The organism is Streptomyces sp. NPDC055400 (assembly GCF_053644375.1).
On the sequence record NZ_JBSHLM010000013.1, the window covers coordinates 283,948 to 308,740 of the forward strand.

General features: G+C 70.6%; 17 protein-coding genes and 1 pseudogene. 12 read left to right on the forward strand and 6 right to left on the reverse strand.

The genetic code is table 11. The features are described 5' to 3' along the window. Positions 1–220: 220 nt before the first annotated feature. Positions 221–361 (forward strand): hypothetical protein, encoded by a 141-nt coding sequence (locus ACWIGU_RS31480; RefSeq protein WP_454405063.1) that lies wholly within the window; start codon positions 221–223, stop codon positions 359–361. 12 nt (positions 362–373) lie between these two features. Here the strand turns inward: ACWIGU_RS31480 and ACWIGU_RS31485 are convergent, their stop codons facing one another. Next, positions 374–1,921, reverse strand: a complete 1,548-nt coding sequence (locus ACWIGU_RS31485; protein ID WP_454405064.1) for a purple acid phosphatase family protein — start codon at positions 1,919–1,921, stop codon at positions 374–376. Positions 1,922–2,172: 251 nt separating this feature from the next. Here ACWIGU_RS31485 and ACWIGU_RS31490 point away from each other — a divergent pair, with 251 nt between their 5' ends. Further along, positions 2,173–3,222, forward strand: coding sequence for a 3-isopropylmalate dehydrogenase (locus tag ACWIGU_RS31490; protein WP_454405065.1), 1,050 nt, complete (start codon positions 2,173–2,175; stop codon positions 3,220–3,222). A 278-nt stretch (positions 3,223–3,500) separates the two neighbouring features. After that, positions 3,501–4,589, forward strand: a complete 1,089-nt coding sequence (locus ACWIGU_RS31495; protein WP_454405066.1) for a branched-chain amino acid aminotransferase — start codon at positions 3,501–3,503, stop codon at positions 4,587–4,589. A gap of 21 nt (positions 4,590–4,610) precedes the next feature. Here ACWIGU_RS31495 and ACWIGU_RS31500 read toward each other — a convergent pair whose 3' ends face one another. Next, entirely contained in the window at positions 4,611–6,059 is a 1,449-nt protein-coding gene (locus ACWIGU_RS31500; RefSeq protein ID WP_454405067.1) for a cytosine permease, read from the reverse strand. Positions 6,060–6,216: 157 nt separating this feature from the next. Here ACWIGU_RS31500 and ureA point away from each other — a divergent pair, with 157 nt between their 5' ends. The 6 genes from ureA to cimA all read left to right on the forward strand — a co-directional run bounded on the left by ureA (position 6,217) and on the right by cimA (position 13,677). Then, positions 6,217–6,906, forward strand: a complete 690-nt coding sequence (ureA, locus tag ACWIGU_RS31505; protein ID WP_100595002.1) for an urease subunit gamma — start codon at positions 6,217–6,219, stop codon at positions 6,904–6,906. Next, on the forward strand, positions 6,903–8,654 hold the full coding sequence (locus ACWIGU_RS31510; protein ID WP_454405068.1) for an urease subunit alpha: 1,752 nt from the start codon (positions 6,903–6,905) through the stop codon (positions 8,652–8,654). Before ureA ends, ACWIGU_RS31510 begins: the two co-directional genes overlap by 4 nt. Before the next feature lie 10 nt (positions 8,655–8,664). Continuing rightward, positions 8,665–9,693, forward strand: a complete 1,029-nt coding sequence (locus tag ACWIGU_RS31515) for an agmatine deiminase family protein (protein ID WP_454405069.1) — start codon at positions 8,665–8,667, stop codon at positions 9,691–9,693. A gap of 76 nt (positions 9,694–9,769) precedes the next feature. Next, on the forward strand, positions 9,770–10,324 hold the full coding sequence (locus tag ACWIGU_RS31520) for a TetR/AcrR family transcriptional regulator (RefSeq protein ID WP_454405092.1): 555 nt from the start codon (positions 9,770–9,772) through the stop codon (positions 10,322–10,324). A 116-nt stretch (positions 10,325–10,440) separates the two neighbouring features. Then, positions 10,441–11,757 carry an MFS transporter gene (locus tag ACWIGU_RS31525; protein ID WP_454405070.1) on the forward strand — a complete coding sequence of 439 codons (1,317 nt, stop codon included), beginning with the start codon at positions 10,441–10,443 and terminating at the stop codon, positions 11,755–11,757. A gap of 294 nt (positions 11,758–12,051) precedes the next feature. Further along, the gene (gene cimA, locus ACWIGU_RS31530; protein WP_454405071.1) at positions 12,052–13,677 is read left to right on the forward strand and encodes a citramalate synthase; all 1,626 of its coding nucleotides are present in this window, start codon (positions 12,052–12,054) and stop codon (positions 13,675–13,677) included. A gap of 77 nt (positions 13,678–13,754) precedes the next feature. Here cimA and ACWIGU_RS31535 read toward each other — a convergent pair. Beyond that, a pseudogene (locus tag ACWIGU_RS31535) lies at positions 13,755–15,233 on the reverse strand (glycoside hydrolase family 30 protein); the annotation flags it as partial. A gap of 279 nt (positions 15,234–15,512) precedes the next feature. Between ACWIGU_RS31535 and ACWIGU_RS31540 the strand changes: the two are divergent. The 3 genes from ACWIGU_RS31540 to ACWIGU_RS31550 all read left to right on the forward strand — a co-directional run bounded on the left by ACWIGU_RS31540 (position 15,513) and on the right by ACWIGU_RS31550 (position 20,300). Next, on the forward strand, positions 15,513–18,539 hold the full coding sequence (locus tag ACWIGU_RS31540) for a glycoside hydrolase family 3 protein (RefSeq protein WP_454405072.1): 3,027 nt from the start codon (positions 15,513–15,515) through the stop codon (positions 18,537–18,539). A 92-nt stretch (positions 18,540–18,631) separates the two neighbouring features. Further along, a complete protein-coding gene (locus ACWIGU_RS31545; protein ID WP_454405073.1) occupies positions 18,632–20,002 on the forward strand; it encodes a hypothetical protein in 1,371 nt (456 codons plus the stop codon). A gap of 103 nt (positions 20,003–20,105) precedes the next feature. After that, positions 20,106–20,300: a hypothetical protein gene (locus ACWIGU_RS31550; protein ID WP_454405074.1), complete on the forward strand. Its 195-nt coding sequence runs from the start codon at positions 20,106–20,108 to the stop codon at positions 20,298–20,300. Positions 20,301–20,315: 15 nt separating this feature from the next. On the opposite strand, the gene qcrB is transcribed toward ACWIGU_RS31550, so the two are convergent. The 3 genes from qcrB to ACWIGU_RS31565 form a co-directional block, all read right to left on the reverse strand. Next, a complete protein-coding gene (gene qcrB / locus ACWIGU_RS31555) occupies positions 20,316–21,959 on the reverse strand; it encodes a cytochrome bc1 complex cytochrome b subunit (RefSeq protein ID WP_454405075.1) in 1,644 nt (547 codons plus the stop codon). 122 nt (positions 21,960–22,081) lie between these two features. Then, complete coding sequence (locus ACWIGU_RS31560) at positions 22,082–23,002, reverse strand: hypothetical protein (RefSeq protein WP_454405076.1); 921 nt, start codon at positions 23,000–23,002, stop codon at positions 22,082–22,084. An 85-nt stretch (positions 23,003–23,087) separates the two neighbouring features. Beyond that, positions 23,088–24,554: an APC family permease gene (locus tag ACWIGU_RS31565; protein ID WP_454405077.1), complete on the reverse strand. Its 1,467-nt coding sequence runs from the start codon at positions 24,552–24,554 to the stop codon at positions 23,088–23,090. Between the last annotated feature and the right edge of the window lie 239 nt (positions 24,555–24,793).

The window sequence follows — 24,793 nt, forward strand, 5'->3', positions numbered from 1 at the left end:
CACCCGTCGCCGTGACTCCCGTCTCAGATAGTAGGAAGTCCGAGTAATTGTGGAGACAGAAGCAGGCTCCTCGCTTAGCTTTGTAGGAGCCGAACGTCTCGCTCGATCCAGCGAATGGCGGTCGTGAGCTGAGCAGAAGGCAGGCAATCCCTGCCGCTCCAGGCTCCCCGCCTCTTCCGGCGCCTCGAAATCCCCCGTGATCTCAAGGAGTCGATCTCTCATGGCCACAGCGACGCCCGTCCGCCGCCGAGTCCGTCACGCATCGCCGTCCGATGCAGACCGCAAGAACGCCGCCGCCGCCTTGCAGCGAGCCCTGGACCGCAGGGACAACGGCGGCGAGACGGGGCACGAGTCCCGTTAGGGGCCCGCGCTCCTACGGCTGTGCGCCCCGCTCGATCTCGAAGTAGTCGATGCGCTCGCCGCTCTCGGCCAGCGCGGAGACCTTCAGCCTCGGGGTCACGCCCGCCCCGCCGGTCTCCGCCTCCACCGCGAGGAACGAGAAGCCGGTGTACCGCACCCGCGACCACTCCACGGTGTCCGGGTCCGGCAGGCGTGACTTCGTCCAGTGGAACGTCACGATCGACTCGCGGTCCTGGACATGGCCCTCGTAGCTGTCCTTGACCCCGAGGCCGAACCCGTAGAGGTCCTTGCCGGCGCCGCCCGCGGTGACGTACACGATGCCGTCGCGCGTCGGATCGGTCGACGCGCCGACCGGCACCGGCTTGCCCACCTCTCCGTCCTTGATGGCGTCCGTGCGCTCGTACACGTGGTTGTGCCCGTTGATCACCAGGTCCACCTGGTGCTCGGCGAACAGCGGCAGCCACGCGGCGCGCACCCCGCCGTCCGAGGCATGCGTCGATGTCGAGTAGGCGCAGTGGTGGAAGAAGACCACCACGAAGTCGATGTCCTTGCGCGCGCGCAGCTCACCGAGCCGCGCGGCCAGCCACGCGGTCTGCTTGCCGTCCGTGTAGCCCCTGTTCGCGGGTATCTCGTACGAGACGTCGTTCGCGTCGAGCGCGACGACGCCCACGTTCCCGTACACGAAGGAGTAGACGCCCGGCGCGTTCCGCGGGTCCGGGCCGTTGTCCGGCAGGGTCCAGCGGGCCGACTGGCCGCCGTACCCGTTGGGGGAGTACCAGGCCTCCATGTCGTGGTTGCCGGTCGTCACCATCCACGGCACCGACTTCGCGACCGACTCCGTCTGCGCGAGGAACTGGTCCCACACGCGCGCGTCGTACGTGTCCGACTCCTTGCCGTGCCCGCTGCTGTCGGCGTAGCAGATGTCGCCCGCGTGCAGATGGAACGAGGGGTTCTGGCCCAGGATCAGCTGGTCGTTGGCGAGCGCGTCATAGCTGACGCCCTGGTCGCCGAAGGCCGTGAAGACGAACTTCTCCGCCTTCGCCGGAGCCGTGCGGAAGGAACCGATCGTCGCGATGCGCTCGGCGGACGCCGGGTCGAAACCGTCGTGGCCCACTCCGTAGTAGTACGTCGCTCCGGGGGTCAGGCCGTCCAAGGCCGCGTGCAGATAGTGCTGTTCGACCGCCGGGAGCTTCTTCGACAGGCTCGGGGTGCGCAGTGCGCGCACCTCCGCCTCGATCTTCCGGCTGAGGTCCCAGGGCTTCAGGCCCACCCGTACGAACGGCTTGCGCACCGCGAACGGCACCTGCCAGGAGATCCGCATCTGCGTCTTCGGGTCGGCGCCGAAGGCGAGATGGCGGGCGAAGGGCGCGACGAGGGAACCGTCGACCTGCGGGGCCGCCGAGCGGACGGGAGCGGCGGTCGAGGCGGCGGCGGAAGGCGCCGCGTACGCCGAGGAGGACGAGCCGCCAAGGAGGGTCAGGCCGCCCATGCTCGCCGCGGTCCCGGTCAGCGCGCGGCGCCTGCTGAACCGGGCCCGCAGGTACTCGTGCTGCTCCGGCATGCTCAGGCGGCGGGCCAGCTGCTCGGGAATGCCGACGTTCGGAGTGGGGGGTCCGGGGGGTGTCCCCCTGGAAGGCACAGTCATAGGAAGAAAACTTCCCAGTGACAACCAACGAGGGCCATACCTGCGGGTGAACAGAAATCGGCCGCACGGCGACCCGTATGGGCGGACCCCGCGACGGTCCGCACGAGCTCTGTCCGAATGGCGGACCGCGAGTGTCATCCCATGGGACGCCGAAGTAGGGTGCCCGTATGTCGGCTAGCTCTCGCATCCTCAATCTCGCAGTGATCCCCGGTGACGGCATCGGCCAGGAGGTCGTGGCCCAGGGGCTCAAGGTCCTCGGCGCCGTCCTCCCGCAGGATGTGAAGCTGGAGACCAAGGAATACGACTTCGGCGCCAGGCGCTACCACGCGACCGGTGAGACCCTCACCGACGCCGATGTCGCGGCGCTCAAGCAGCACGACGCCATCCTGCTCGGCGCGATCGGTGACCCCTCGGTCCCGTCCGGCGTCCTCGAGCGCGGCTTCCTGCTCAAGCTCCGCTTCCTCTTCGACCACCACGTCAACCTCCGCCCGAGCAAGCTGCTCCCGGGTGTGGCGACGCCGCTCAAGGGCCAGCCGGAGATCGACTTCATCGTGGTCCGCGAGGGCACCGAGGGCCCGTACACGGGCAACGGCGGCTCGATCCGCACCGGCACCCCGCACGAGGTCGCCACCGAGGTCTCCGTCAACACGGCGTTCGGTGTCGAGCGTGTGGTCCGTGACGCCTTCGCCCGCGCCCAGGCCCGCCCCCGCAAGAAGCTCACGCTGGTCCACAAGAACAACGTGCTGTCCTTCGCGGGCCACCTCTGGACGAACATCTTCAACAAGGTGGCCGCGGACTTCCCCGAGGTCACCACCGACTACCTGCACGTGGACGCGGCGACGATCTTCCTCGTCACCGACCCCGCGCGCTTCGACGTGATCGTCACCGACAACCTCTTCGGCGACATCATCACCGACCTCGCCGCCGCCGTCTCCGGCGGCATCGGCGTCGCGGCCTCCGGGAACATCAACCCGTCCCGCGAGTTCCCGTCGATGTTCGAGCCGGTCCACGGCTCGGCCCCCGACATCGCCGGCCAGGCCAAGGCCGACCCCACGGCCACGGTCCTGTCCGTGGCCCTCCTGCTGCGTCACCTCGGTTACGAGGCCGAGGCCGCCCGCATCGAGGACGCCGTCTCCGCCGACCTGGCCGAGCGCGGCACCACCGCGCGGTCGACCGACGAGATCGGCGACGCGCTCGCCGGACGAGTAGCCGGCTGACCCGCCGCGCTTAACGTACTTAAGCAGCCGCCGGGTCGCATCCGCACCCGGCGGCTTCACCTTTGCGGTCCCCGGGTGCCACCATCAACCCCTGGGCCGCACCTCACGCTGTACCTGTACGGGCCGTTTTCGTCCCTCGGACCCCACGAGCGATAATCGAACGTGGGGCCGCGGTGAACGCAAAAGCTCGGACGACCAAGTAGGTGGGAAGTTCGTGCTTCCAGCTGCGCGAGCGTGAGAGCGGTCCGTCACACACAACCGGTGAAGGACACGCAACCATGACGACGCCCACGATCGAGCTCAAGCCCTCCTCGACCCCGCTGTCCGGCGCGGAGCGCGAGGCGATCCTGGCCAACCCGGGATTCGGCCGCCACTTCACCGACCACATGGTGACGATCCGGTGGACCGAGGGCCGCGGCTGGCACGACGGGCAGCTCGTGCCCTACGGACCGCTCTCCCTCGACCCCGCGACGAACGTCCTGCACTACGCGCAGGAGATCTTCGAGGGCCTCAAGGCCTATCGCCGGCCCGACGGCACCGTCGCCACCTTCCGCCCCGAGATGAACGCCAAGCGCTTCCAGGCCTCGGCGCGCCGCCTCGCCATGCCCGAGCTGCCGGTCGAGACGTTCATCGAGGCGTGTGACGCGCTGGTCAAGCAGGACATCGCGTGGGTCCCGGCGCACGGCGGCGAGGAGTCCCTCTACCTGCGCCCCTTCATGATCGCGACCGAGGTCGGCCTGGGCGTGAAGCCCGCCAACGAGTACCTCTTCATCGTGATCGCCTCGCCCGCGGGTGCCTACTTCGCCGGTGGCGTCAAGCCCGTGTCGATCTGGCTGTCCGAGGACCGTGTGCGCGCCGTTCCCGGCGGCATGGGCGACGCCAAGACCGGCGGCAACTACGCGGCGTCCCTCCTCGCCCAGGCCGAGGCCGCCGCCGAGGGCTGCGACCAGGTCGCCTACCTCGACGCCGTCGAGCACAAGTGGGTCGAGGAACTCGGCGGCATGAACCTGTACTTCGTGTACGGAGACAAGATCGTCACCCCCGAGCTGACCGGCTCGCTCCTCGCGGGCGTCACCCGTGACTCGCTTCTGTCGGTCGCCCGCGACCTGGGCTACGAGTCCGTCGAGGGCCGCGTCTCCATCGACCAGTGGCAGGCCGACTCCGAGAACGGCACGCTCACCGAGGTCTTCGCCTGCGGCACCGCTGCGGTCATCACCCCCGTCGGCACCGTCAAGCGCGCCGGCGGCCAGTGGACCCAGTCGGGCGGCGAGCCCGGCGAGGTCACGCTGAAGCTGCGCGAGGCGCTGCTCGACATCCAGCGCGGCACGAGCGCGGACCAGCACGGCTGGATGCACCGGCTCGGCTAGGACCCCTCGCCGGCCGGGTCGTCACTCACCGCTCGCGACCAGGGCCGCCGCGGACTTGTCGTCCGCGGCGGCCCTGACGCGTACCGAGCGCACCTCACGGGACGTCAGCGCCAGGTAGGCCACCCCGCCGACCAGGCCCGACAGCAGGAAGCTGCAGTCCACGCCGCCCGTCAGGGAGAGCAGCGGGCCCTCGTACGACGGCAGGGACACCGCGAGCAGGCCGACGAACGCGCCCAGGGCCCAGGAGGCGGTGGCGCGCGGGTTCCAGCCGCCCCGGTACCAGTAGACGCCGCCCCGCGAGCGCCGGTTGAAGACCTGGAGCGCGTCCGCGTCGTAGACGCCGCGGCAGCGGACGAAGCCGATCAGGGTGATCACGGCCCAGGGGGTGCCGATCGCGGTGAGGAGCAGGACGAACGACGTCATGGCGTCCTGCGCCGCCCACGCGAAGTGGCCGACGAAGACGCAGACCGTGGCGACGGCCGCGACCGTGTAGGTCGCCGCCGTGCGGGAGGCGCGGGGCAGGATCGCGTCCAGGTCGAGGCCCATGGAGTAGAGCATCAGGCCCGCGTTGCCGACCGAGCCCGCGGAGGCGGCGAGCAGCAGCGGGATCAGGTACCAGGTGGGCGAGGCGGAGACGAGCGAGCCCGCGTAGTCGAGGGCGGCGCGCGCCGCGTACGCGGTGAACGTGCCGAACAGCTGGGGCGTGAGCAGGCCGACGATCAGGCCGAGCCAGGTGGCGCGCAGGACGCTGCGCTGCGAGTGGCGGGCCGGGGACACGTAGCGCGTGTAGTCGCCGAGGAGCGTGATGAAGGCGATGGGGCCCGACAGGCCGGCGGCGACGAGGGCGAGCAGCCAGGTCGGCCAGAACGAGCCGAGGAGGTAGCCGCCCGCGTCCGGCAGCGGCGCCGTGGTGAAGTGCGGGGCGTACGCGACGACGCCGAGCGCCAGGAGCGCGGTCATGCCCACGGCCAGGACGCGGGACAGGCGCAGCAGAACGCGGTAGCCGTAGACCGCGCCGATCACGGTGGCGGCGGCCAGGAGCGCGTAGACGATGCCGTAGGTGAGGCCCGACTCGGGCACGCCGAACAGGCGGTGCAGGACGCCCGTCATCGCGTCGCCGCCGATCCACACGGTCAGCGCGGTGTAGCCGAGCGACAGGAGCAGGCCGACGACCGAGCCGACGAGCCGCCCGCGGACGCCGAACTGGGCGCCCGACGACGTCGACAGGTTCGTGCCGGTGCGCAGGGAGACCAGGGCGAGCGGGGCGGTGAGTGCGGTGCCGAGCAGTGTGCCCGCGACCACTGAGGTGACCGAGGCCCACCAGCCGAGTCCGAACGACACGGGCAGCCAGCCGAAGACGATCACCCCGAGACAGAGGTTCGAGCCTAGGAGGATCGAGACGATGTCCCGGGGACCGCTGGTGCGTTCCTCATCGGGGATGGTGTCTACACCGCGCTGTTCTATCGCCATGGGGGAACCCCTGATCTTTGCGTCGTTGCATCGGTCACGTCGGGTGCTTTAGAGCAGCGTTCAATGTGACCCATCACAAGGTGACACGTCAATGTTTCCGAGTTGTGAATCGTATGGTTAGAGTGAAGTTCTAAACCTGTACGGGAGGTGTGGTGGCGTGCGTCTGACCCCCACGGAACGTGATCGGCTGCTGCTGTTCGGGGCCGCCGAGCTGGCCAGGGCCCGGAAGAACCGGGGCCTGCGGCTCAATGTCCCCGAGGCGACGGCCCTGATCGCGGACACGGTGTGCGAGGCGGCCAGGGACGGCCGGCGACTCGCCGAGGCCATCGAGGCGGCGCGCTCCGTCCTCGGCCCCGACGATGTGCTCCCCGGCGTCAGTGACGTCGTGACGGAGGTACACGTCGAGGCCGTCTTCGACGACGGGTCCCGGCTCGCCGTGGTCAGCGACCCGATCGGCTCGTCGCTGGGCGACGAGGCGCCCGGCGCGCTGCTCCCGGGCCCCGAGCACAGCGACCCGCCGGCCACGGTGACGCTCACGGCGACCAACACGTCGAGCGTCCCCGTCTCCGTCACCTCCCACTTCCACTTCTTCGAGGCCAACCCGCGGCTCGACTTCGACCGCGCGGCCGCGTACGGCATGCGGCTCGCCGTCCCCGCCGGCTCCTCGGTGCGGTTCGGGCCGGGGGAGAGCGCCGAGGTGGGCCTCGTGCCCATCGGCGGCGCGCGCGTCGCGATCGGCTTCGCCGGGCTCGTCGACGGCCCGCTGGACGCGCCGGGCGCCAAGGAGGAGGCCCTGCGCAGGGCAGCCGCCTGCGGATATCTCGGAGTGAAGGGAACGGGCGCATGAGCAGGCCCACCAAGCACAGCGACCACTGCGCGCCGGGCAGCCGGCACATCGACCCCCACGCGTACGCCGCCACACACGGCCCGCGCGCCGGTGACCGCGTCCGCCTCGGCGACTCGGGCCTGACCGTCCGCGTCGAGTCCGACGCGCAGGCGTACGGCGACGAGTTCCTCGCCGGGTTCGGCAAGACGGCCCGCGACGGACTGCACCTCAAGGCCGCGGCCGTCCGCGAGACTTGTGACGTCGTGATCAGCAACGTCCTCGTGATCGACGCCGTGCAGGGGATCAGGAAGGTCTCCATCGGCATCCGCGAGGGCCGGATCCACGCCATAGGGCGCGCCGGCAACCCCGACACCCTCGACGGGGTCGACGTCGTCGTCGGCACCGGCACGTCCATCGTGTCGGGCGAGGGCCTCATCGCCACCGCGGGCGCCGTCGACACCCACGTACACCTGCTGTCGCCGCGCATCATGGAGGCCTCGCTCGCCTCCGGTGTGACCACGATCATCGGCCAGGAGTTCGGGCCCGTGTGGGGCGTCGGTGTCAACTCGCCCTGGGCGCTGCGCCACGCGTTCAACGCGTTCGACGCCTGGCCCGTCAACATCGGCTTCCTCGGCCGGGGTTCGTCCTCGCACGACGCCCCGCTGATCGAGGCGCTCGCCGAGGGCGGCGCGTCCGGTTTCAAGGTGCACGAGGACATGGGCGCCCACACCCGCGCCCTCGACACCGCGCTGCGCGTCGCCGAGGAGCACGACGTCCAGGTCGCCCTGCACAGCGACGGCCTGAACGAGTGCCTGTCCGTCGAGGACACCCTCAGGGTCCTCGAAGGCCGCACCATCCACGCCTTCCACATCGAGGGCTGCGGCGGCGGGCACGTGCCGAACGTCCTGAAGATGGCGGGCGTCCCGAACGTCATCGGGTCGTCCACCAACCCCACGCTGCCCTTCGGCCGCGACGCCGCCGCCGAGCACTACGGCATGATCGTCTCGGTCCACGACCTCAAGACCGACCTGCCGGGCGACGCCGCCATGGCCCGCGACCGGATCCGCGCCGGGACGATGGGAGCCGAGGACGTCCTGCACGACCTGGGCGCCATCGGCATCACGTCGTCGGACGCGCAGGGCATGGGCCGCGCCGGCGAGACCGTGCGCAGGACCTTCGCCATGGCCGGGAAGATGAAGGCCGAACTCGGGCCCCTCCTTTCCCGGAACGGCGAGGCAGGCGACGGCGAGCACGACGACAACGCGCGCGTCCTGCGCTACATGGCGAAGCTGACCATCAACCCCGCCATCGCGCACGGCCTCTCCCACGAGGTCGGCTCCATCGAGGCCGGCAAGCTCGCCGACATCGTGCTGTGGCGCCCCGAGTTCTTCGGCGCGAAACCGCAGCTCGTCCTCAAGTCCGGCTTCCCCGCGTACGGCGTCGTCGGCGACCCGAACGCGGCCACCGACACCTGCGAACCCCTCGTCCTGGGGCCGCAGTTCGGGGCGCACGGCGCGACCGCGGCGGACATCTCCGTCGCCTTCGTCGCCCGGGCCGCCCTCGACCAGGGCAACGACAAGATGCCCACCCGCCGCCGCCGCGTCGCCGTCCGCGGCACCCGCGGCATCGGCCCCGCCGACCTGCGCCTCAACTCGCGCACCGGCTCCATCGACGTCGACCAGGCCACCGGACTCGTCACGCTCGACGGCGACCCGGTCCGCTCCGAACCGGCCGACTCCGTCTCCCTGAACCGTCTCTACTTCCTGTGAGGACCCGCTCATGAGCAGCTTCCACATGCCCCCCGAGTGGGCCCCGCACGAGCGCACCTGGATGGCCTGGCCGAGCCCCAACCCGACGTTCACCAACGACGAGGAGCTGGCCGGGGCGCGCGAGGCCTGGGCGTCCGTCGCCCGCGCCGTACGCCGCTTCGAGCCGGTGACCGTGATCGTCGCCCCCGGCCAGAGCGACTCGGCCCGCGCGCTCCTCGGCGACGGCATCGAGCTCGTCGAGCGCGACCTCGACGACGCGTGGATGCGCGACATCGGCCCCACGTTCGTCGTCGGCGACGGCCGACTGGCCGCCGTCGACTGGACGTTCAACGGCTGGGGCGCCCAGGACTGGGCCGTCTGGGAGCACGACGCGAAGATAGCCCGCCACATCGCGGACCTCGCCGGCGTCCCCGTCCACTCCTCCTCCCTGGTCAACGAGGGCGGCGGCATCCACGTCGACGGCGAGGGCACCGTGCTCCTCACCGAGACCGTGCAGCTCGACCCCGACCGCAACCCGGGCCGCACCAAGGCCGAGGTCGAGCAGGAGATCCACGCCCGGATCGGCACCACCAAGGCCATCTGGCTGCCGCGCGGCCTCACCGGCGACTACGGCGTCTACGGCACCCGCGGCCACGTCGACATCGTCGCCGCGTTCGCCGCGCCCGGCGTCGTCCTGGTCCACTCGCAGCAGGACCCCGCCCACCCCGACCACGAGCTGAGCCGGCAGCTCATCGCCCAGCTCAAGGGCGAGACGGACGCCAAGGGCCGGCCCCTGGAGGTCGTCGAGGTCCCCGCGCCGACCGTCCTCAAGGACGACGAGGGCTGGGTCGACTACTCGTACATCAACCACTACCTGTGCAACGACGGCGTCGTCCTGTGCTCCTTCGACGACCCGAACGACGAGGTCGCGGCCGGGATCTTCCGCCGGCTTTTCCCGGGCAGGACCGTCCAGCTCGTGGACGCCCGTACGATCTTCGCCGGGGGTGGTGGCATCCACTGCATCACCCAGCAGCAACCCGAGATCACGCCCGCACACTGAAAGACCCGCAGGAGTCCCCGTGGCCCAGGCCCGCCGGAAGAACGCCCCTCCGCGCGAAGAGGTCCTCGCCGCGGCCATGGAGATGATCGCCGAGCGCGGCCTGGAGAAGCTCACCATGGCTGCGCTCGGCCGCGAGGTCGGCATGAGCAGCGGCCACCTCCTCTACTACTTCGGTTCGAAGGACGAGCTGCTCCTGCGGACCCTGGAGTGGAGCGAGGGCCGCCTCGGCGCGGAGCGGGCGCGGCTCCTGTCCGGCGGCGGCACGGTCCGCGAGCGTCTGGACGCGTACGTCGACCTGTATGTCCCCGACGCGCAGGGCGACCCGCACTGGACGCTGTGGCTGGAGGTATGGAACCGCTCGCAGAACGCCGAGGCCGACGGCGACGCGCGCGAGCGGCAGGCCGCGATCGAACTGGCCTGGCACCGCGACCTCGTCGCGCTGCTCGCCGAGGGCACCTCGCGCGGCGAGCTCCCGCCGCTCGACCCCGACCGGTTCGCGTCCCGGCTGCGGGCGCTGCTCGACGGCTTCTCCATCCATGTCGCGATCGGCCTGCGCGGCACGGACCGGGCCCAGATCCTGTCCCACGTACGGGAGTTCCTGGACGAGGCGCTGGCCAAGAACCCCGCGTAGCCCTTCGTGCGCGCCGCATCCGCTGACGTTCATGAACACTATGAACGCAAGTACGCATGATCGTTGCGCGTTACACCCTTGTCACGGAGCGAAGCATTCCGGCACCGTGGCCGCCCATGGGACGAGAGCAATGGAAGAAGATCCTGGTCGGGTCGGCCGGGAACATGGTCGAGTGGTTCGACTGGTTCGTGTACGCGAGCTTCGCCACGTACTTCGCGGGAGCCTTCTTCCCCGACGGGAACCCCACGGCACAGCTGATGAACACGGCCGGCATCTTCGCCGTCGGCTTCTTCATGCGGCCCGTGGGCGGCTGGCTGCTGGGCAGGGTGGGGGACCGCAAGGGCCGTAAAGCGGCGCTCACCCTGACCGTCACGCTGATGTCGGCGTCCGCCGTCCTCATCGCGATCGCGCCCACCTACGCGGTCGCCGGGTACGGCGGCGCCGTCGTCCTGCTCATCGCCCGCCTTCTGCAGGGCCTCTCGGTCGGCGGCGAGTACGCGGCCAGCGCCACCTACCTCACCGAGGCGTCCGACCCGAGCCGGCGCGGCTTCGCGTCCAGCTTCCAGTACGTCTCCATGACCGCGGGCCAGATCGTGGGCCTCGGCCTCCAGATCGTCCTCCAGCGCACCCTGTCCGACGACGCGCTGCACAGCTGGGGCTGGCGCATCCCGTTCGTCATCGGCGCGCTCGGCGCCGCGATCATCTTCTATCTGCGGCGCAACATGCTGGAGACCGACGTCTACGAGGAGTCCGCCGACGACGCGGGCGCCGAGCGCAAGGGCACCCTCACGGCGCTGTGGGCCCACAGGCGCGAGGCGTTCCTCGTGATGGCCCTGACGATGGGCGGCACCGTCGCGTACTACACGTACACGACGTACCTCACCAAGTACCTCTCCAACTCCGCCGGGCTGAGCAAGCAGACCGCGACGCTCGTCTCGTTCTGCGCGCTGATCGTCTTCGCCTGCATCCAGCCGCTCGCCGGCAGGCTGTCCGACCGGATCGGCCGCCGCCCGCTCCTGATCACCTTCGCGGTCGGCTCCACCTTCCTGACCGTGCCGATCATGACGATGCTCAAGCACGCGGGCTCCTTCTGGCCGGCCCTCGGCCTCGCCCTGCTCGCCCTCGTCGTCGTCACCGGCTACACGTCGATCAACGCGTGCGTGAAGGCCGAGCTGTTCCCGACCGGCATCCGCGCCCTCGGCGTCGCCCTCCCGTACGCCATCGCCAACGCGCTCTTCGGCGGCACCGCGGAGTACGTGGCCCTGTGGTTCAAGGACGCGGGCCTGGAGTCGGGCTTCTACTGGTACGTCGCCGGGTGCGCCGCCGTGTCGCTGATCGTCTACCTGACGATGCGCGAGACGAGGGACATCGACCTGAACCGGGTCGAGGCCGCCGCGCCCGAGGCCAGGCAGCGCGCGGCCGAAGCGGTCTGAGCCCACATCGTGAGACCACGGTCCGGGCCGTGCCCGGGCTGTGGCAGACTGCCGACGTGCTCTCGTTCGCCATGATTATTGGCAGCAGGCGCGCCGGTCCGCAGTGACCGCCACGTACGACCACGTACGGGCGGACATCGTCGTCTCGACCCGCGCGCAGACCTCTCGCACCCGCGAGGGGTTTTTTCGTTTCCTGGACCACCACACGCCAGGACCGGAGCGCGAGGGATCATAGGGGGACGGTGGAGCCGGTCATTCCGGTAGACCGAGATCCGACACAGGAGCCAGATCAGCATGACGGACGCAACCGACGACCATTACCCCGCTTCCCGCGTCGACGACGACTTCCACGTCTTCGACACCACGCTGCGCGACGGCGCGCAGCGTGAGGGCATCAATCTGACCGTCGCGGACAAGCTGACCATCGCCCGGCACCTGGACGACTTCGGCGTGGGTTTCATCGAGGGCGGCTGGCCCGGCGCCAACCCCCGCGACACCGAGTTCTTCGCCCGCGCCCGGCAGGAGATCGACTTCAAGCACGCGGAGCTCGTCGCGTTCGGGGCCACCCGCCGCGCCGGCGCCAAGGCCTCCGAGGACCCGCAGGTCAAGGCGCTCGTCGAGTCCGGCGCCCCGGTCGTCACCCTGGTCGCCAAGTCGCACGACCGCCATGTCGAACTGGCCCTGCGCACCACGCTGGAGGAGAACCTGGAGATGGTCCGCGACACCGTCTCCCACCTGCGCGAGCAGGGCCGCCGCGTCTTCGTCGACTGCGAGCACTTCTTCGACGGCTACCGCGCCAACCCCACGTACGCCAAGGCCGTCGTCACGGCCGCGCACGAGGCGGGCGCCGACGTGGTCGTCCTGTGCGACACCAACGGCGGCATGCTGCCCGCGCAGGTCCAGGCGATCACCGCCACGGTCCTCGCCGACACGGGGGCCCGCCTCGGTATCCACGCCCAGGACGACACCGGCTGCGCCGTAGCCAACACCCTCGCCGCCGTCGACGCGGGCGCGACCCACGTGCAGTGCACGGCCAACGGATACGGCGAGCGCGTCGGCAACTCCAACCTCTTCCCGGTCGTCGCCGCCCTGGAGCTCAAGTACGGCAAGAAGGTCCTCCCCGAGGGCGCCCTGCGCGAGATGACCCGCATCTCCCACGCCATCGCCGAGGTCGTCAACCTGACGCCCTCCACGCACCAGCCGTATGTGGGAGTTTCGGCGTTCGCCCACAAGGCGGGCCTGCACGCCTCGGCGATCAAGGTCGACCCGGACCTCTACCAGCACATCGACCCGGACCTCGTCGGCAACCGCATCCGCATGCTGGTCTCCGACATGGCGGGCCGCGCGTCCATCGAGCTCAAGGGCAAGGAGCTCGGCGTCGACATCTCCGACGACCGCGAGCTCGTCGGCCGCGTCGTCGAGCGCGTCAAGGAGCGTGAGCTCGAGGGCTACACGTACGAGGCGGCCGACGCCTCCTTCGAACTCCTCCTGCGCGAGGAGGCCGAGGGCCGCGCCCGCCGCTACTTCCGCGTCGAGTCGTGGCGGGCCATCGTCGAGGACCGCCCCGACGGCAGCCACGCCAACGAGGCGACCGTGAAACTGTGGGCCAAGGGCGAGCGCATCGTCGCCACGGCCGAGGGCAACGGCCCGGTCAACGCCCTCGACCGCGCCCTGCGCGTCGGCCTGGAGCGGATCTACCCGCAGCTCGCCAAGCTGGAGCTCGTCGACTACAAGGTCCGCATCCTGGAGGGCAAGCACGGCACGTCCTCCACGACCCGCGTGCTGATCTCCACCAGCGACGGCGCGGGCGAGTGGTCCACCGTCGGCGTCGCCGAGAACGTCATCGCCGCGTCGTGGGGCGCTCTTGAGGACGCCTACACGTACGGGCTTCTGCGGGCCGGGGTCGAGCCGGTCGAGTAGGCAGCACATGGGCGGACGCCGGAGGGGCCGCGGACCGGCCCCTCCGGCTTTCCGTTGCCTCGGTTGCCGGTCTGCTACCAGGTGAACGTCGCCGACGTCTTCGCCGGCAGCGAGTAAGTGGCGTGCTGCCCGCCCCAGTTGACGGTCACCGTCTTCGCGGACGTGCCGCCGTTGTACGCGATGAGCGCCTTCGAGCCGTCCGGGTTGCGCCAGGCGACGTTCGGCACGGCCGAGCTGCCGGTCGACGCGACGCGCTGGGCGCCGGGCCGGACGAACTTCGTCAGATGGCCCATCGTGTAGTACTCGACGGTGTAGTCGACCTGTCCGCTGCGCCCGTCACCGTTGTGCACGGTCACGAGCCCCGTGCAGGTGCCGCAGCCGCCGTTGTGCGGGCCCATGTTCTGGTCCACGGCGAGCGACCACTTGGTCACCGACTTCGCCCAGTTGCGGGTGTAGTCGACGATGTTGAGCATGTCCTCGCGCTGCTGGTCGGCGATCCACGTGCCGCCCGAGTGCTCGGTCCCGAAGGCGTCGAGCCGGGGGTAGCGGTCGTGGACGCTGCTCTGCTCGGCGACGTCGCCGCCGTAGCCGTGCCACGCGATCCCGCCGAAGTTCGGGTGCGAGCGCACCGCCGCGTCGTCCACGGTCTGCGCCGCGTATCCGTCGTACGTGTCCCAGTTCCAGTCGTGCGCGAGGACCTTGGTGTCCAGGCCGGCGGCGGCGAGCTTCGGCAGCAGCTCGCTCTTGGTGAAGTAGGCGAGCCCCGAGGCGTTCCAGCTCATCGAGGGGTAACCGCCGCAGCACGTCGGCTCGTTCTGCGCGCTGACGTAGTCGACCGGGACGCCCTGGTCCCGGTACGCCTGGAGGTACTTCACGAAGTACGAGGCGTAGGTGCCGTAGTCCTCCGCTTTCAGCCAGCCGCCGTTGAGCTGTCCGCTGTCCTTCATCCAGGCCGGCGCGGTCCAGGGGGAGGCCATCACGGTGACGTTCGGGTTGAGCTGACGGGCCTGCTTCGTGAGGGGCAGGACGTCCGCGAGGTCGTGGGCGACGGAGAACCCGGAGAGGTCGGGATCGGTCTGTCCGGCGGGCACGTCGTCGAACGTGTAGCCGAAACGAGCCAGGTCGGAGCCGCCCATCGGGTTGCGCAGGAACGACAGGCCGATGCCGTCGGTGGGGGAGAACAGCTTGCGCATCGTGGCGTCGCGCGTGGCCGGTGACAGCGCTCCGCTGCTGTTCATCAGCCAGGCCGCGGTGTCCGTGAACGAGGCGCCGCCGCCGGTGAAGGTCTGGTAGCGGGTGCTGTCGTCGACGGTGATGTTCTCGCCACCGCCGCCGGTGCCCGCCTGGAAGGAGAACGGGGCCTGCTGTTCGAGGCCGCGGACGACATGGCGTCCGCCGGCGTCGTCCGTGGTCGTGAGCCAGGCCGTGACCGGCTCGCCCGCGGCCTGCGCGGGGGAGGCCGCGAGCCCGGTCAGACCCGCGGTCGTGAGCAGTCCTGCGGCGAGGAGACGGGCCGCCCGGCGCGGACCCGAACGGACTCTTCTGGGGGTTCTCATGGTGCGCCGCCCTTCGTGGGGGGTGAGGAGATGGGGCGTGCGAGGCGTGAGTAAATGACGGCTGCGAACGGGAGTCAAGGGGGCGCGCGTTCAGAAACTGAATGCTCAACTGCCCGGTGGCCAACGGGAATTGGCTGTGCACCGGTTCTGACGTGAAGTCTTGACGGGTTCACGGGGCGCCAGTTAACTCACGGCGTGAGCTAAGTCATGAGCTTCACCAGGGACTCCCGTCACCCCCAGAGGTTGCGGCGCGTACCCGAACCGGCCGAAGGGAAGTCCATGCGAAGAACCGCCCTGCTCGTCTCCGCAGCCCTGCTCACGGGGCTGCTCCCGCTCGCCTCGGCGGGCGCGGCGACCGGCGCCGAGGAACCGCCGCCGGTGCCCGTCGACCGCTTCGAGGGCGAGGTCCCGTTCGCGTCCCAGCCCGCGGAGGGCATCTTCACCTGGGGCGGCGACAGCGACGACCCGCCCGAGCTGGAGCTCGCGGCACGGGGCGACGCCCCCGAAGGCGACAAGGTCCTCTCCGGGACGTACGACATCAGCGGCTACGGCGGCTTCACCCACGACTTCGCCGCGAACCAGCCGGGCCACGACTGGTCCGCGCACAAGGGCATCCGCTTCTGGTGGGACGGGAAGAACAGCGGCAAGCGGGTCAACTTCGAGATCAAGGACGGCGGTTCGAACGGCGAGGCGTCCGAGCTGTGGACGACCTCCTTCACCGACGAGTGGACCGGCTGGCACCAGGTCGAGATCCCCTTCACCGACTTCAGGTACCGCACCGACTACCAGCCCGTCGGCGGCATCGACCAGAACCTCGGCCTCACCGAGATGTGGGGCTACGCGCTCACGCTGCCCACCGGCACGCCCGGCACCTTCGCCATGGACGGCGTCGAGCTGTACGGCAAGGCCGACCCCGCCCTGACCACGAAGGTCCTGACGGGCGCCGCCGTCTACCCGGTGAAGGAGGGCGGCACGGCAGGCGTGCCGATCTCCGTCGCCACCACCGGCTCCGCCCCGCTCGCCGAGCCGGTCACGGTCGCGTACGAGAGCGCGGCCGGCAGTGCCGATGCCGGCACGGACTACACGCCGGTCAAGGGCGAGTTCACCTTCCCGGCCGGCACGGCTTCGGGCGCCACGCACACCGTGTCCGTACCGACTCTCAAGGACAAGGCGGCCGAGTCCGCCGAGACGATCCCCCTGAAGCTGACGGTCACCGGCGCGAAGGCGCCCGCCGAGAGCCCGCAGGTGGTGATCGACGCCCACGGCCTGCCCTACCTCGACCCCAACCTCCCCGTAAAGCGGCGCGTCGCGGATCTGCTGTCCCGGATGTCCCTGGACGAGAAGGCCGGCCAGATGACGCAGGCCGAGCGCAACGCGGTCGGCACCGGCGGCGACATCGCCGCGTACGACCTCGGCTCGCTGCTCTCCGGCGGCGGCTCGACACCGACGCCGAACACCGCCGCGGCCTGGGCGAAGATGATCGACGGCTTCCAGCTCCGGGCGCAGGCGACGCGCTTCCAGATCCCGCTGATCTACGGCGTGGACGCGGTGCACGGCCACAACAACCTCGTCGGCGCCACGGTCCTGCCGCACAACATCGGCATCGGCGCGACGCGCGACCCGGGGACGGCCGAGAAGGCGGGCGCGGTCACGGCCGCCGAGGTCCGCGCCACAGGCATCCCCTGGGACTTCGCGCCCTGCCTGTGCGTCACGCGCGACGAGCGCTGGGGCAGGTCGTACGAGTCCTTCGGCGAGGACCCCGCTCTCGTGAAGCAGATGGAGACCGTCGTCCAGGGCCTCCAAGGGGCACGCAGCGGCAAGGATCTCGACCGGGACGACAAGGTCCTCGCCACCGCCAAGCACTTCGTGGGCGACGGCGGCACGGAGTACGGCTCGTCGACCACCGGCTCGTACACCATCGACCAGGGCGTCACCAAGGTCACGCGGCAGGAGCTGGAGGCGGTGCACCTCGCGCCGTTCCAGGAGGCCGTGGACCGCGGGGTCGGCACGGTCATGCCCTCGTACTCGTCGCTCGACATCATCGGCGACGACGAGGGCCCGGTGAAGATGCACGCCGACGCCGCCATGATCAACGGAGTCCTGAAGGACCGCATGGGCTTCGACGGCTTCGTCATCAGCGACTGGCAGGCCATCGACCAGCTCCCCGGCGACTACGCGTCCGACGTGCGTACGTCGGTCAACGCGGGCCTCGACATGATCATGGTCCCGACCGCGTACAAGGACTTCCGGACGACCCTGGTCGACGAGGTGAAGGCCGGCCGGATCAGCGAGAAGCGGATCGACGACGCCGTCTCGCGGATCCTGACCCAGAAGTTCAAACTGGGCCTCTTCGAGAAGCCGTATGCGGACACGAGCGGGGCCGCCGCCATCGGCTCGGCCGGACACCGCGCCGTCGCCCGCACCGCCGCCGCCGAGTCCCAGGTCCTCCTGAAGAACGCGGGCGGCGTGCTCCCCCTCAAGAAGAGCCAGAAGGTGTACGTCGCCGGGTCCGACGCCGACGACATCGGCAACCAGACCGGCGGCTGGACCGTCACCTGGCAGGGCTCGTCCGGAAAGATCACCGACGGGACGACCGTCCTGGAGGGCATGAAGAAGGCCGCGCCAGGGGCCACCATCTCCTACTCCAAGGACGCCTCCGCGCCCACGGACGGCTATGACGTGGGCGTCGTCGTGGTCGGCGAGACCCCGTACGCGGAAGGCATCGGCGACGTCGGCAACGGCAACGACCTGGAGCTCACGGCCGCCGACCAGGCCGCCGTCGACAAGGTGTGCGGCGCCATGAAGTGCGCCGTGCTCATCGTCTCCGGGCGCCCGCAGCTCATCGGCGACCGGCTCGGCGACATCGACGCGCTCGTCGCGTCCTGGCTGCCCGGCACGGAGGGCGACGGCGTCGCGGACGTCCTGTACGGGGCGAAGCCCTTCACCGGGCAGCTCCCCGTGACCTGGCCCAAGTCGCAGGCCCAGCTGCCGATCAACGTCGGGGACGCGGCGTACGACCCGCAGTTCCCCTTCGGCTGGGGCCTGACGACGCTGCGCACCCCGCCGGGCGGCGGCACGCTCACCCTCAAGGCCCTCGCCCTGGCGGCCGCCGCGGCACAGAAGGCCGGGTCGGCGGAGGCCGGCCGCGCGGTGGTGGGCAAGGCGCGGCTGCTCGTCCAGCAGAAGGTGGGACAGGACATCACGCCGGGGGTGGCCAAGCCGTTCGCCGACGCCGACCACCTGCTCCTGTCCGGGCGCTACGCGGACGCGGTCGCGAAGCTGACCGAGGCGTACCGCGCCGCGTGAGACGGCGCGGGGAGGGGCCCACCGCGGAGTGCTGCGGGCCCCTCCCCGCAGTACATACGGCATCCGGTCCCCTCGTGGGTTAGCGTCGAGGTATGAGGCCCACCCGTCGGGCATCGCGCCTGATATCCGTCCTGTCCGGTTCGCTCCTCGCCCTGGGTGCCATGACGGCGGTGACACCGGGGGCCCAGGCGGCTGCCTCCGACGTCTCGACCGTGGCCGACGCCCTCAAGAAGAGCCCTGTGTACGTCGACCCGGCCGCCTCCGCGCAGCTGTCCGCCGGGGACGCCGACGCCCTCGCCAAGAAGATCAAGGACGCGGACAAGCCCGTCATGGTGGCCGTCCTGCCCGCCGGCTTCCCCAAGCAGGACCTCTTCACCGACCTGCGCACCAAGACCGGCGTCACCGGCGTCTACGCGATCCGCCTCGGCCAGCAGTTCGACGCCAGAGCCGACAGCCGGGTCATGTCCCAGGACGCGGTCAAGAATCTGACGACCAGCGTCCAGGGCGAGAACGTCACCACGCAGCTCAACGACTTCGTCGACACGGCCGTCCGCAACGCGAGCGGCTCCGCGCCCCCCGCGTGGGGTGCGGGCGGCGGTGACAGCGGCGCACCGGTCGGCGCCCTGATCGGCATCGGCGCGGTCGTCGTCGCGGGCGGCGGCGCAGCCTACGCCGTGTCCCGCAGGCGGCGCCGGCAGCGCGAGGACGAGCAGCGGGCCGCCCTGGAGCAGCTCCGCGTGGTCGTCGACGAGGACATCACGGCGTTCGGCGAGGAGCTGGACCGGCTCGACTTCCACCCCGCCGAGCCCGGCGCCGACGACGCGATGCGCGCCGACTACGAGCGGGCGCTCGACTCGTACGAGAAGGCGAAACAGTTCATGGCCGCCGCCCAGCGCCCCGAGGAGGTGCGCGGGGTGACGGAGGCCCTGGACGACGGGCGGTTCTCGCTGTCCCTGCTGGCGGCGCGACGTGAGGGCAGGCCGCTGCCCGAGCGCCGGGTGCCCTGCTTCTTCGACCCGCGGCACGGGCCGTCCGTGACGGACGCGCTGTGGGCGCCCCCGTCCGGCGCCGAGCGCGAGGTCCCGGTCTGCGCGGCCGACGCGACCCGGCTCAAGGACGGCGTCGACCCCATGGTCCGCACGGTCGACACGGGTTACGGCGAGCGCCGCCCCTACTACGACGCGGGCCCGGCCTACGGCCCCTGGGCGGGCGGCTACTTCGGCGGCGGCATCCTGCCCGGGCTCCTCCTCGGCACGGTGCTCGGCTCGATGATGTCGAGCCCCGCCTACGCGGCCGACTACGGCTCCGGATACGGCGACTTCGGCGCGGGAGCCGGATATGACGGCGGGGACTACTCGGGGGCGGACTTCAACTCGAACGACTTCGGGGACTTCGGAGGCGGCGGGGACTTCGGCGGCGGAGGCGACTTCGGAGGTGGCGGGGACTTCGGCGGCGGCTTCTGAGCGCGCTGCCGGTCCCAAGAATCCGAGCGCTGCGCTGGTCCAGAAAGGGGAGGCGCGAAGGCCGGTGCCGATGCGGCGCTCGGCCCGGACGACCTGATCGCCCGTGCGCGACGCCCTCACCGCGTACTACGGCTTTGACCCGCGTGCCGCGGGATCTGCCGAGCGCATGCTCGCCACTCCCGCGCACATCCGCGAGGCCGTCTCCGGCTTCGCGGACATCGGCGCGGACGAGGTGATGCTCTACTGCTGGGGCACCGACCCCGACCAGGTCGACCGCCTGGCCGACGATGTGTTCTGACGTCACCTGCCTGCCTCACCGGTGCTCGCGCTGCGCCTCCTCGTACTCCCGCGCGGTCGGCTTCGGCACCTGCGCGCCCTCTCCGTTCAGGCCGCGCGAGAGGCGCACCCGGAGCCGCTCGGCCCGGGGTATGCGCCGCCGCACGCCGTTCACGTCGGTCTCCGGCCCGCTCTCCAGGGCCGGGGGCTGTTCGTGGGCGGTCAGGGTGTGCAGCCGGGCCTGGGTGAGCGGCTCGTGGATCTCCACGTACTCGCCGTGCGGGAGGCGCTTGATGCGGCCCGACTCCCTTCCGTGCAGCACCAGTTCGCGGTCGCGCCTCTGCAGTCCCAGGCAGATCCGCCGGGTGATCACGAAGGTGATCACCGGGCCCACTACGAGGGCGACGCGCACGAACCAGGTGACCGCGTTCAGCGACACATGGAAGCGGGTGGCCCAGAGATCGTTGCCGCCGCCCACCAGGGCCACCAGGAAGAACGTCAGCCAGGCCACCCCGAGCCCGGTGCGCACCGGCCGGTTGCGCGGCCGGTCGAGGAGATGGTGCTCGCGCCGGTCGCCCGTGACCCAGGCCTCCACGAACGGATACACGCCGATCACGACGAGCACCGCGGGGAAGACGACCAGCGGGACGAGCACGCCCAGGGCCAGCGTGTGCCCCCACAGCGTGATCTCCCACCCCGGCATCACCCGCAGCAGCCCCTCCGCGAACCCCAGATACCAGTCGGGCTGCGCGCCCGTGGACACCTGGTCGACCCGGTAAGGCCCGTAGTTCCAGACGGGGTTGATGGACGCGACGGCCGCGAGGAACGCGACGACGCCGAACACCAGGAAGAAGAAGCCGCCGGCCTTGGCGAGGTAGACGGGGAAGAACGGTGCCCCCACGACGTTCCGCTCGGTCTTTCCCGGACCCGGGAACTGCGTGTGCTTGTGGTAGACGACCAGGATCAGATGGGTCACCACGAGCGCCGCCATGATGCCGGGGAACAGCAGCACGTGCACCGAGTAGAACCGCCCCACGATGTCGTGCCCCGGGAATTCGCCGCCGAACAGGAACATCGACAGATACGTCCCCACGACGGGCACCGACAGGATCGCCCCGTCGAGGAAGCGCATGCCCGTACCCGAGAGCAGGTCGTCCGGCAGCGAGTACCCCAACAGGCCCTCGAACAGGCCGAGCACGAGCAGCGTCCAGCCGAACACCCAGTTCAGCTCGCGCGGTTTGCGGAACGAGCCCGTGAAGAAGTGCCGCATCATGTGCAGGAGCATCGCGGCGACGAAGATCAGCGCCGCCCAGTGGTGGATCTGCCGGATCAGCAGTCCGCCCCGCACGTCGAAGCTGATGTCGAGCGTGGAGGCGTACGCCTCGGACATCTTGATTCCGTTGAGGGGGACGTAACTGCCGTGGTACTCCACCTCGTTCATCGACGGGTGGAAGAACAGGGTGAGATAGACCCCGGTCAGGAGCAGGATCACGAACGTGTAGAGGCAGACCTCGCCGAGCAGGAACGACCAGTGGTCCGGGAAGACCTTGCGCAGGTACTTCCTGGACAGGGTGTGCAGGCCGAGCCGGCCGTCCGCCCAGTCCGCGAGGCGCTCACCGGCCGGCGCCGGCCCTCTCTCCCGCGTGGTCCCCGTGCTGCCTTCCGCGGTCCTCTCGGACATCAGGCTCGCTCCTCCCCTGGGCGCTCACCACATGGGTGCTCACCACTTGGACGGAAGGGGCGGGCCGGAATGTGACATCACAGAGGAGCTTTGTGGTCCACGTCACATTCGCAGAGGTCCGGTCAGTCCAGGAGCTTCGACTGCCAGCGCGTGAAGGTCTCCTCCGGGGCGCCGTGGCACGACCACGGGACACGGGTCGCGTGCCCGTCGAGAAGCCGGAAGAGATGCGTGGCCTCGCCGTTCAGGTCCGCGTAACAACACGCGTGCGCAAGGGTGTTGAGGTCCGCGACGTCCTGCGCGTACGTGTACTGCCGCTGCGTGATCCACAGGTGCCAGGTACGCCGGGCCTGCGACGCGGAGTTCTCGTTGTTCCAGAACTGGAGCAGGCCGATCGCCTGGGCGCCCTCCCGCTCGACGCGATAGCGGTACTCCTCGATGCGGGCGACCTGCGGCAGCACGGCGAGGGGCGACCCGGGCGCGAGCGTCGCCGTCACGTCCTGGGCGAAGTTGTACATGACGCCGTGCGAGCCGTGCCAGCGCGCCGAGAGATGGCGCAGCACCTGGTGGTTGCCCTCGCGGTTGTACGGGTCGCGCTGGTGCAGCTCCTTCCACCAGTGCTCCATGGACGGATGCCCGCCGGGGAACAGTCGGGCGACCGTCAGGAGCGAGACCCAGGGGACCGGATCCGCGGGAAACGCCTCCGCCGCCCGCAGCGCGGTCCGCACGGCCCGCTCCAGCTGGTCCGGGTCGACCGTGTTCCCGGGGCCGGCCGCCATCGCCAGGTTGAACGCCCGCATCACCTCGGTCTCGGCCCGCAGGACCAGCGCGTCGGCGTTCTGCGGCTGCGACTCGTGCCAGGACTCGGCGACGGACGTGCCCGCGGTGGCCTGGGCGAGCAGCCGCATCCGAAAGGTCCGCCGGTCCCAGTCGGACCCGGACGCCGCGCACAGCTCGGGCAGTCCCTGCCAGCGGCCGATCGTGATGTCCGCGCGCGCCTCCGCCAGGGCCCGGTCGCCGTTCGTGGGATCGAAACGGACGGTCATCGGCGTCCTCGCCAGTCAGTAGTCGGTGGTGGTCCTGGGGGCGGATGGACGGTCCGGATGGCCGGTCCGCAGGAGGGGGTGCCGCTCAGAAGTCCGTGGACAGGGTGTCGCCGGACGACGCCGCGTACACCGGCGCCTGATCCCCGTACTCGGCGTGTACCTGCTCCGAGCGTGCCGCGTCCAGGCGGGCGGGCCGGTAGTAGTCGGAGCCCTTGGCGCGGTACCAGAGCATCGGGACCAGGCCCACGGCGATGCCGCCGACTCCGATCACGACGGCCGTGCCCGACAGGCTGCCCAGCGACTCGACGAACACCCAGATCATGAAGAGCGCGCCGGTCAGCGGCCACAGACCGCCGAAGAAGAAGTTGGCCGCCGACTTGAACAGCAGCTTGCGGTACGCCACGACGACGGCGAGGCCCGCGAGCCCGTAGTAGACCGCGATCTGCAGCCCGATCGCGGCGACGGCGTCCTCCAGGACGGCCGAGACCGAGCCGAGCGCGGTCGATGCCACGAAGAGGGCGAGGGCGACGACACCGACGACGACGATCGCGACCCACGGCGTCTGCCGGCGCGGGTGCGACCTGCCGAGGGCGGAGGGCAGCGTGCGGTCGCGGCCCATCGCGAAGAGGGAGCGCGTCACCTGGATCAGCGTGGTCTCCAGGGTGGCGATGGTGGACAGCATCACCGCGACGATCAGCAACTCGCCGCCGGGGCCCGGCAGTACGCGCTCGCCGAGCAGCCCCAGGATGTTGTCGCTGGTCGCGATCTCCTTGGGCGTGAGCAGCATGTTCGTGGTGATCGTGAAGACCTCGAAGAGCACGAACACGATGCCGACGCCGATCAGCCCGGCGAGCCCCGAGGTCTTGCGGCTGTTACGGGTCTCCTCGCTGAGGTTGCTGGTGACGTCCCAGCCCCAGTAGTAGAACGCGGCGATCAGCGCGCCCGCGGCGAACCCGGACGCCCCGTCGAAGTGCCCGAACCCCAGCCAGGACCAGGAGAATTCGGTGACCCGCTTGTCGCTGAACAGCGCGGCGACGGCCACCGCGAGCAGGATGACCAGCTCGATCCCGGACATCAGGAGCTGGGCGTGGACGGTCAGTTTGGCGCCCATCAGCACGACGACCAGCATGGCCAGGAACCAGACCGCGCCCACGGCGGCGGCGAGCGCGGTGTCGCCGGCGTGGGAGGGGGCGAGGAGTTCGAGCGTCATGGCGCCGGCCGGGAGCGAGCCCGCGACCATGAAGATGGTCGCCGAGATCACCAGGGACCAGCCGCTGATGAAGCCGAGGAAGGGGTGCAGGGCGCGGCCGACCCAGGAGTAGCTGGCGCCCGCGTTGACGTCCAGGCGGCCCAGGTAGTTGAAGGCCCAGGCGATGCCGAGCATGGGTATCGCGCAGTAGAGGAGCGCGGCCGGTGCGGCGAGGCCCACCGTGCCGATCAGCACGGCTGTGGTGGCGGCGATCGAGTAGGCGGGCGCGCTGCCCGCCACTGCCATCACGATGCTGTCGGAGGTGCCGAGGGCATTGGCCTGAAGCCCTCTGTTCGTGCTCATGGGAACGGTGGCGCCTTTCGGGGAGCGGCAGACGGCCTGCCCTGTGGCGCCACCGGGGCGCGACGGGGTGGGGGGAGGCCCCTGGGAGGACGAGCGGAGTCGGTTCGAGCGGGAGTCGGTCGTCCGGCAGTCGCACGCAGCGTAGCGCCGTGTGATGCCCAAGTGAAGGGAGAGTAATGAGTCGTCTCAAGTGACGGGATTACCGGAAGGTAGCCTTCAAGTTCCTTTGCTGCGTCGCG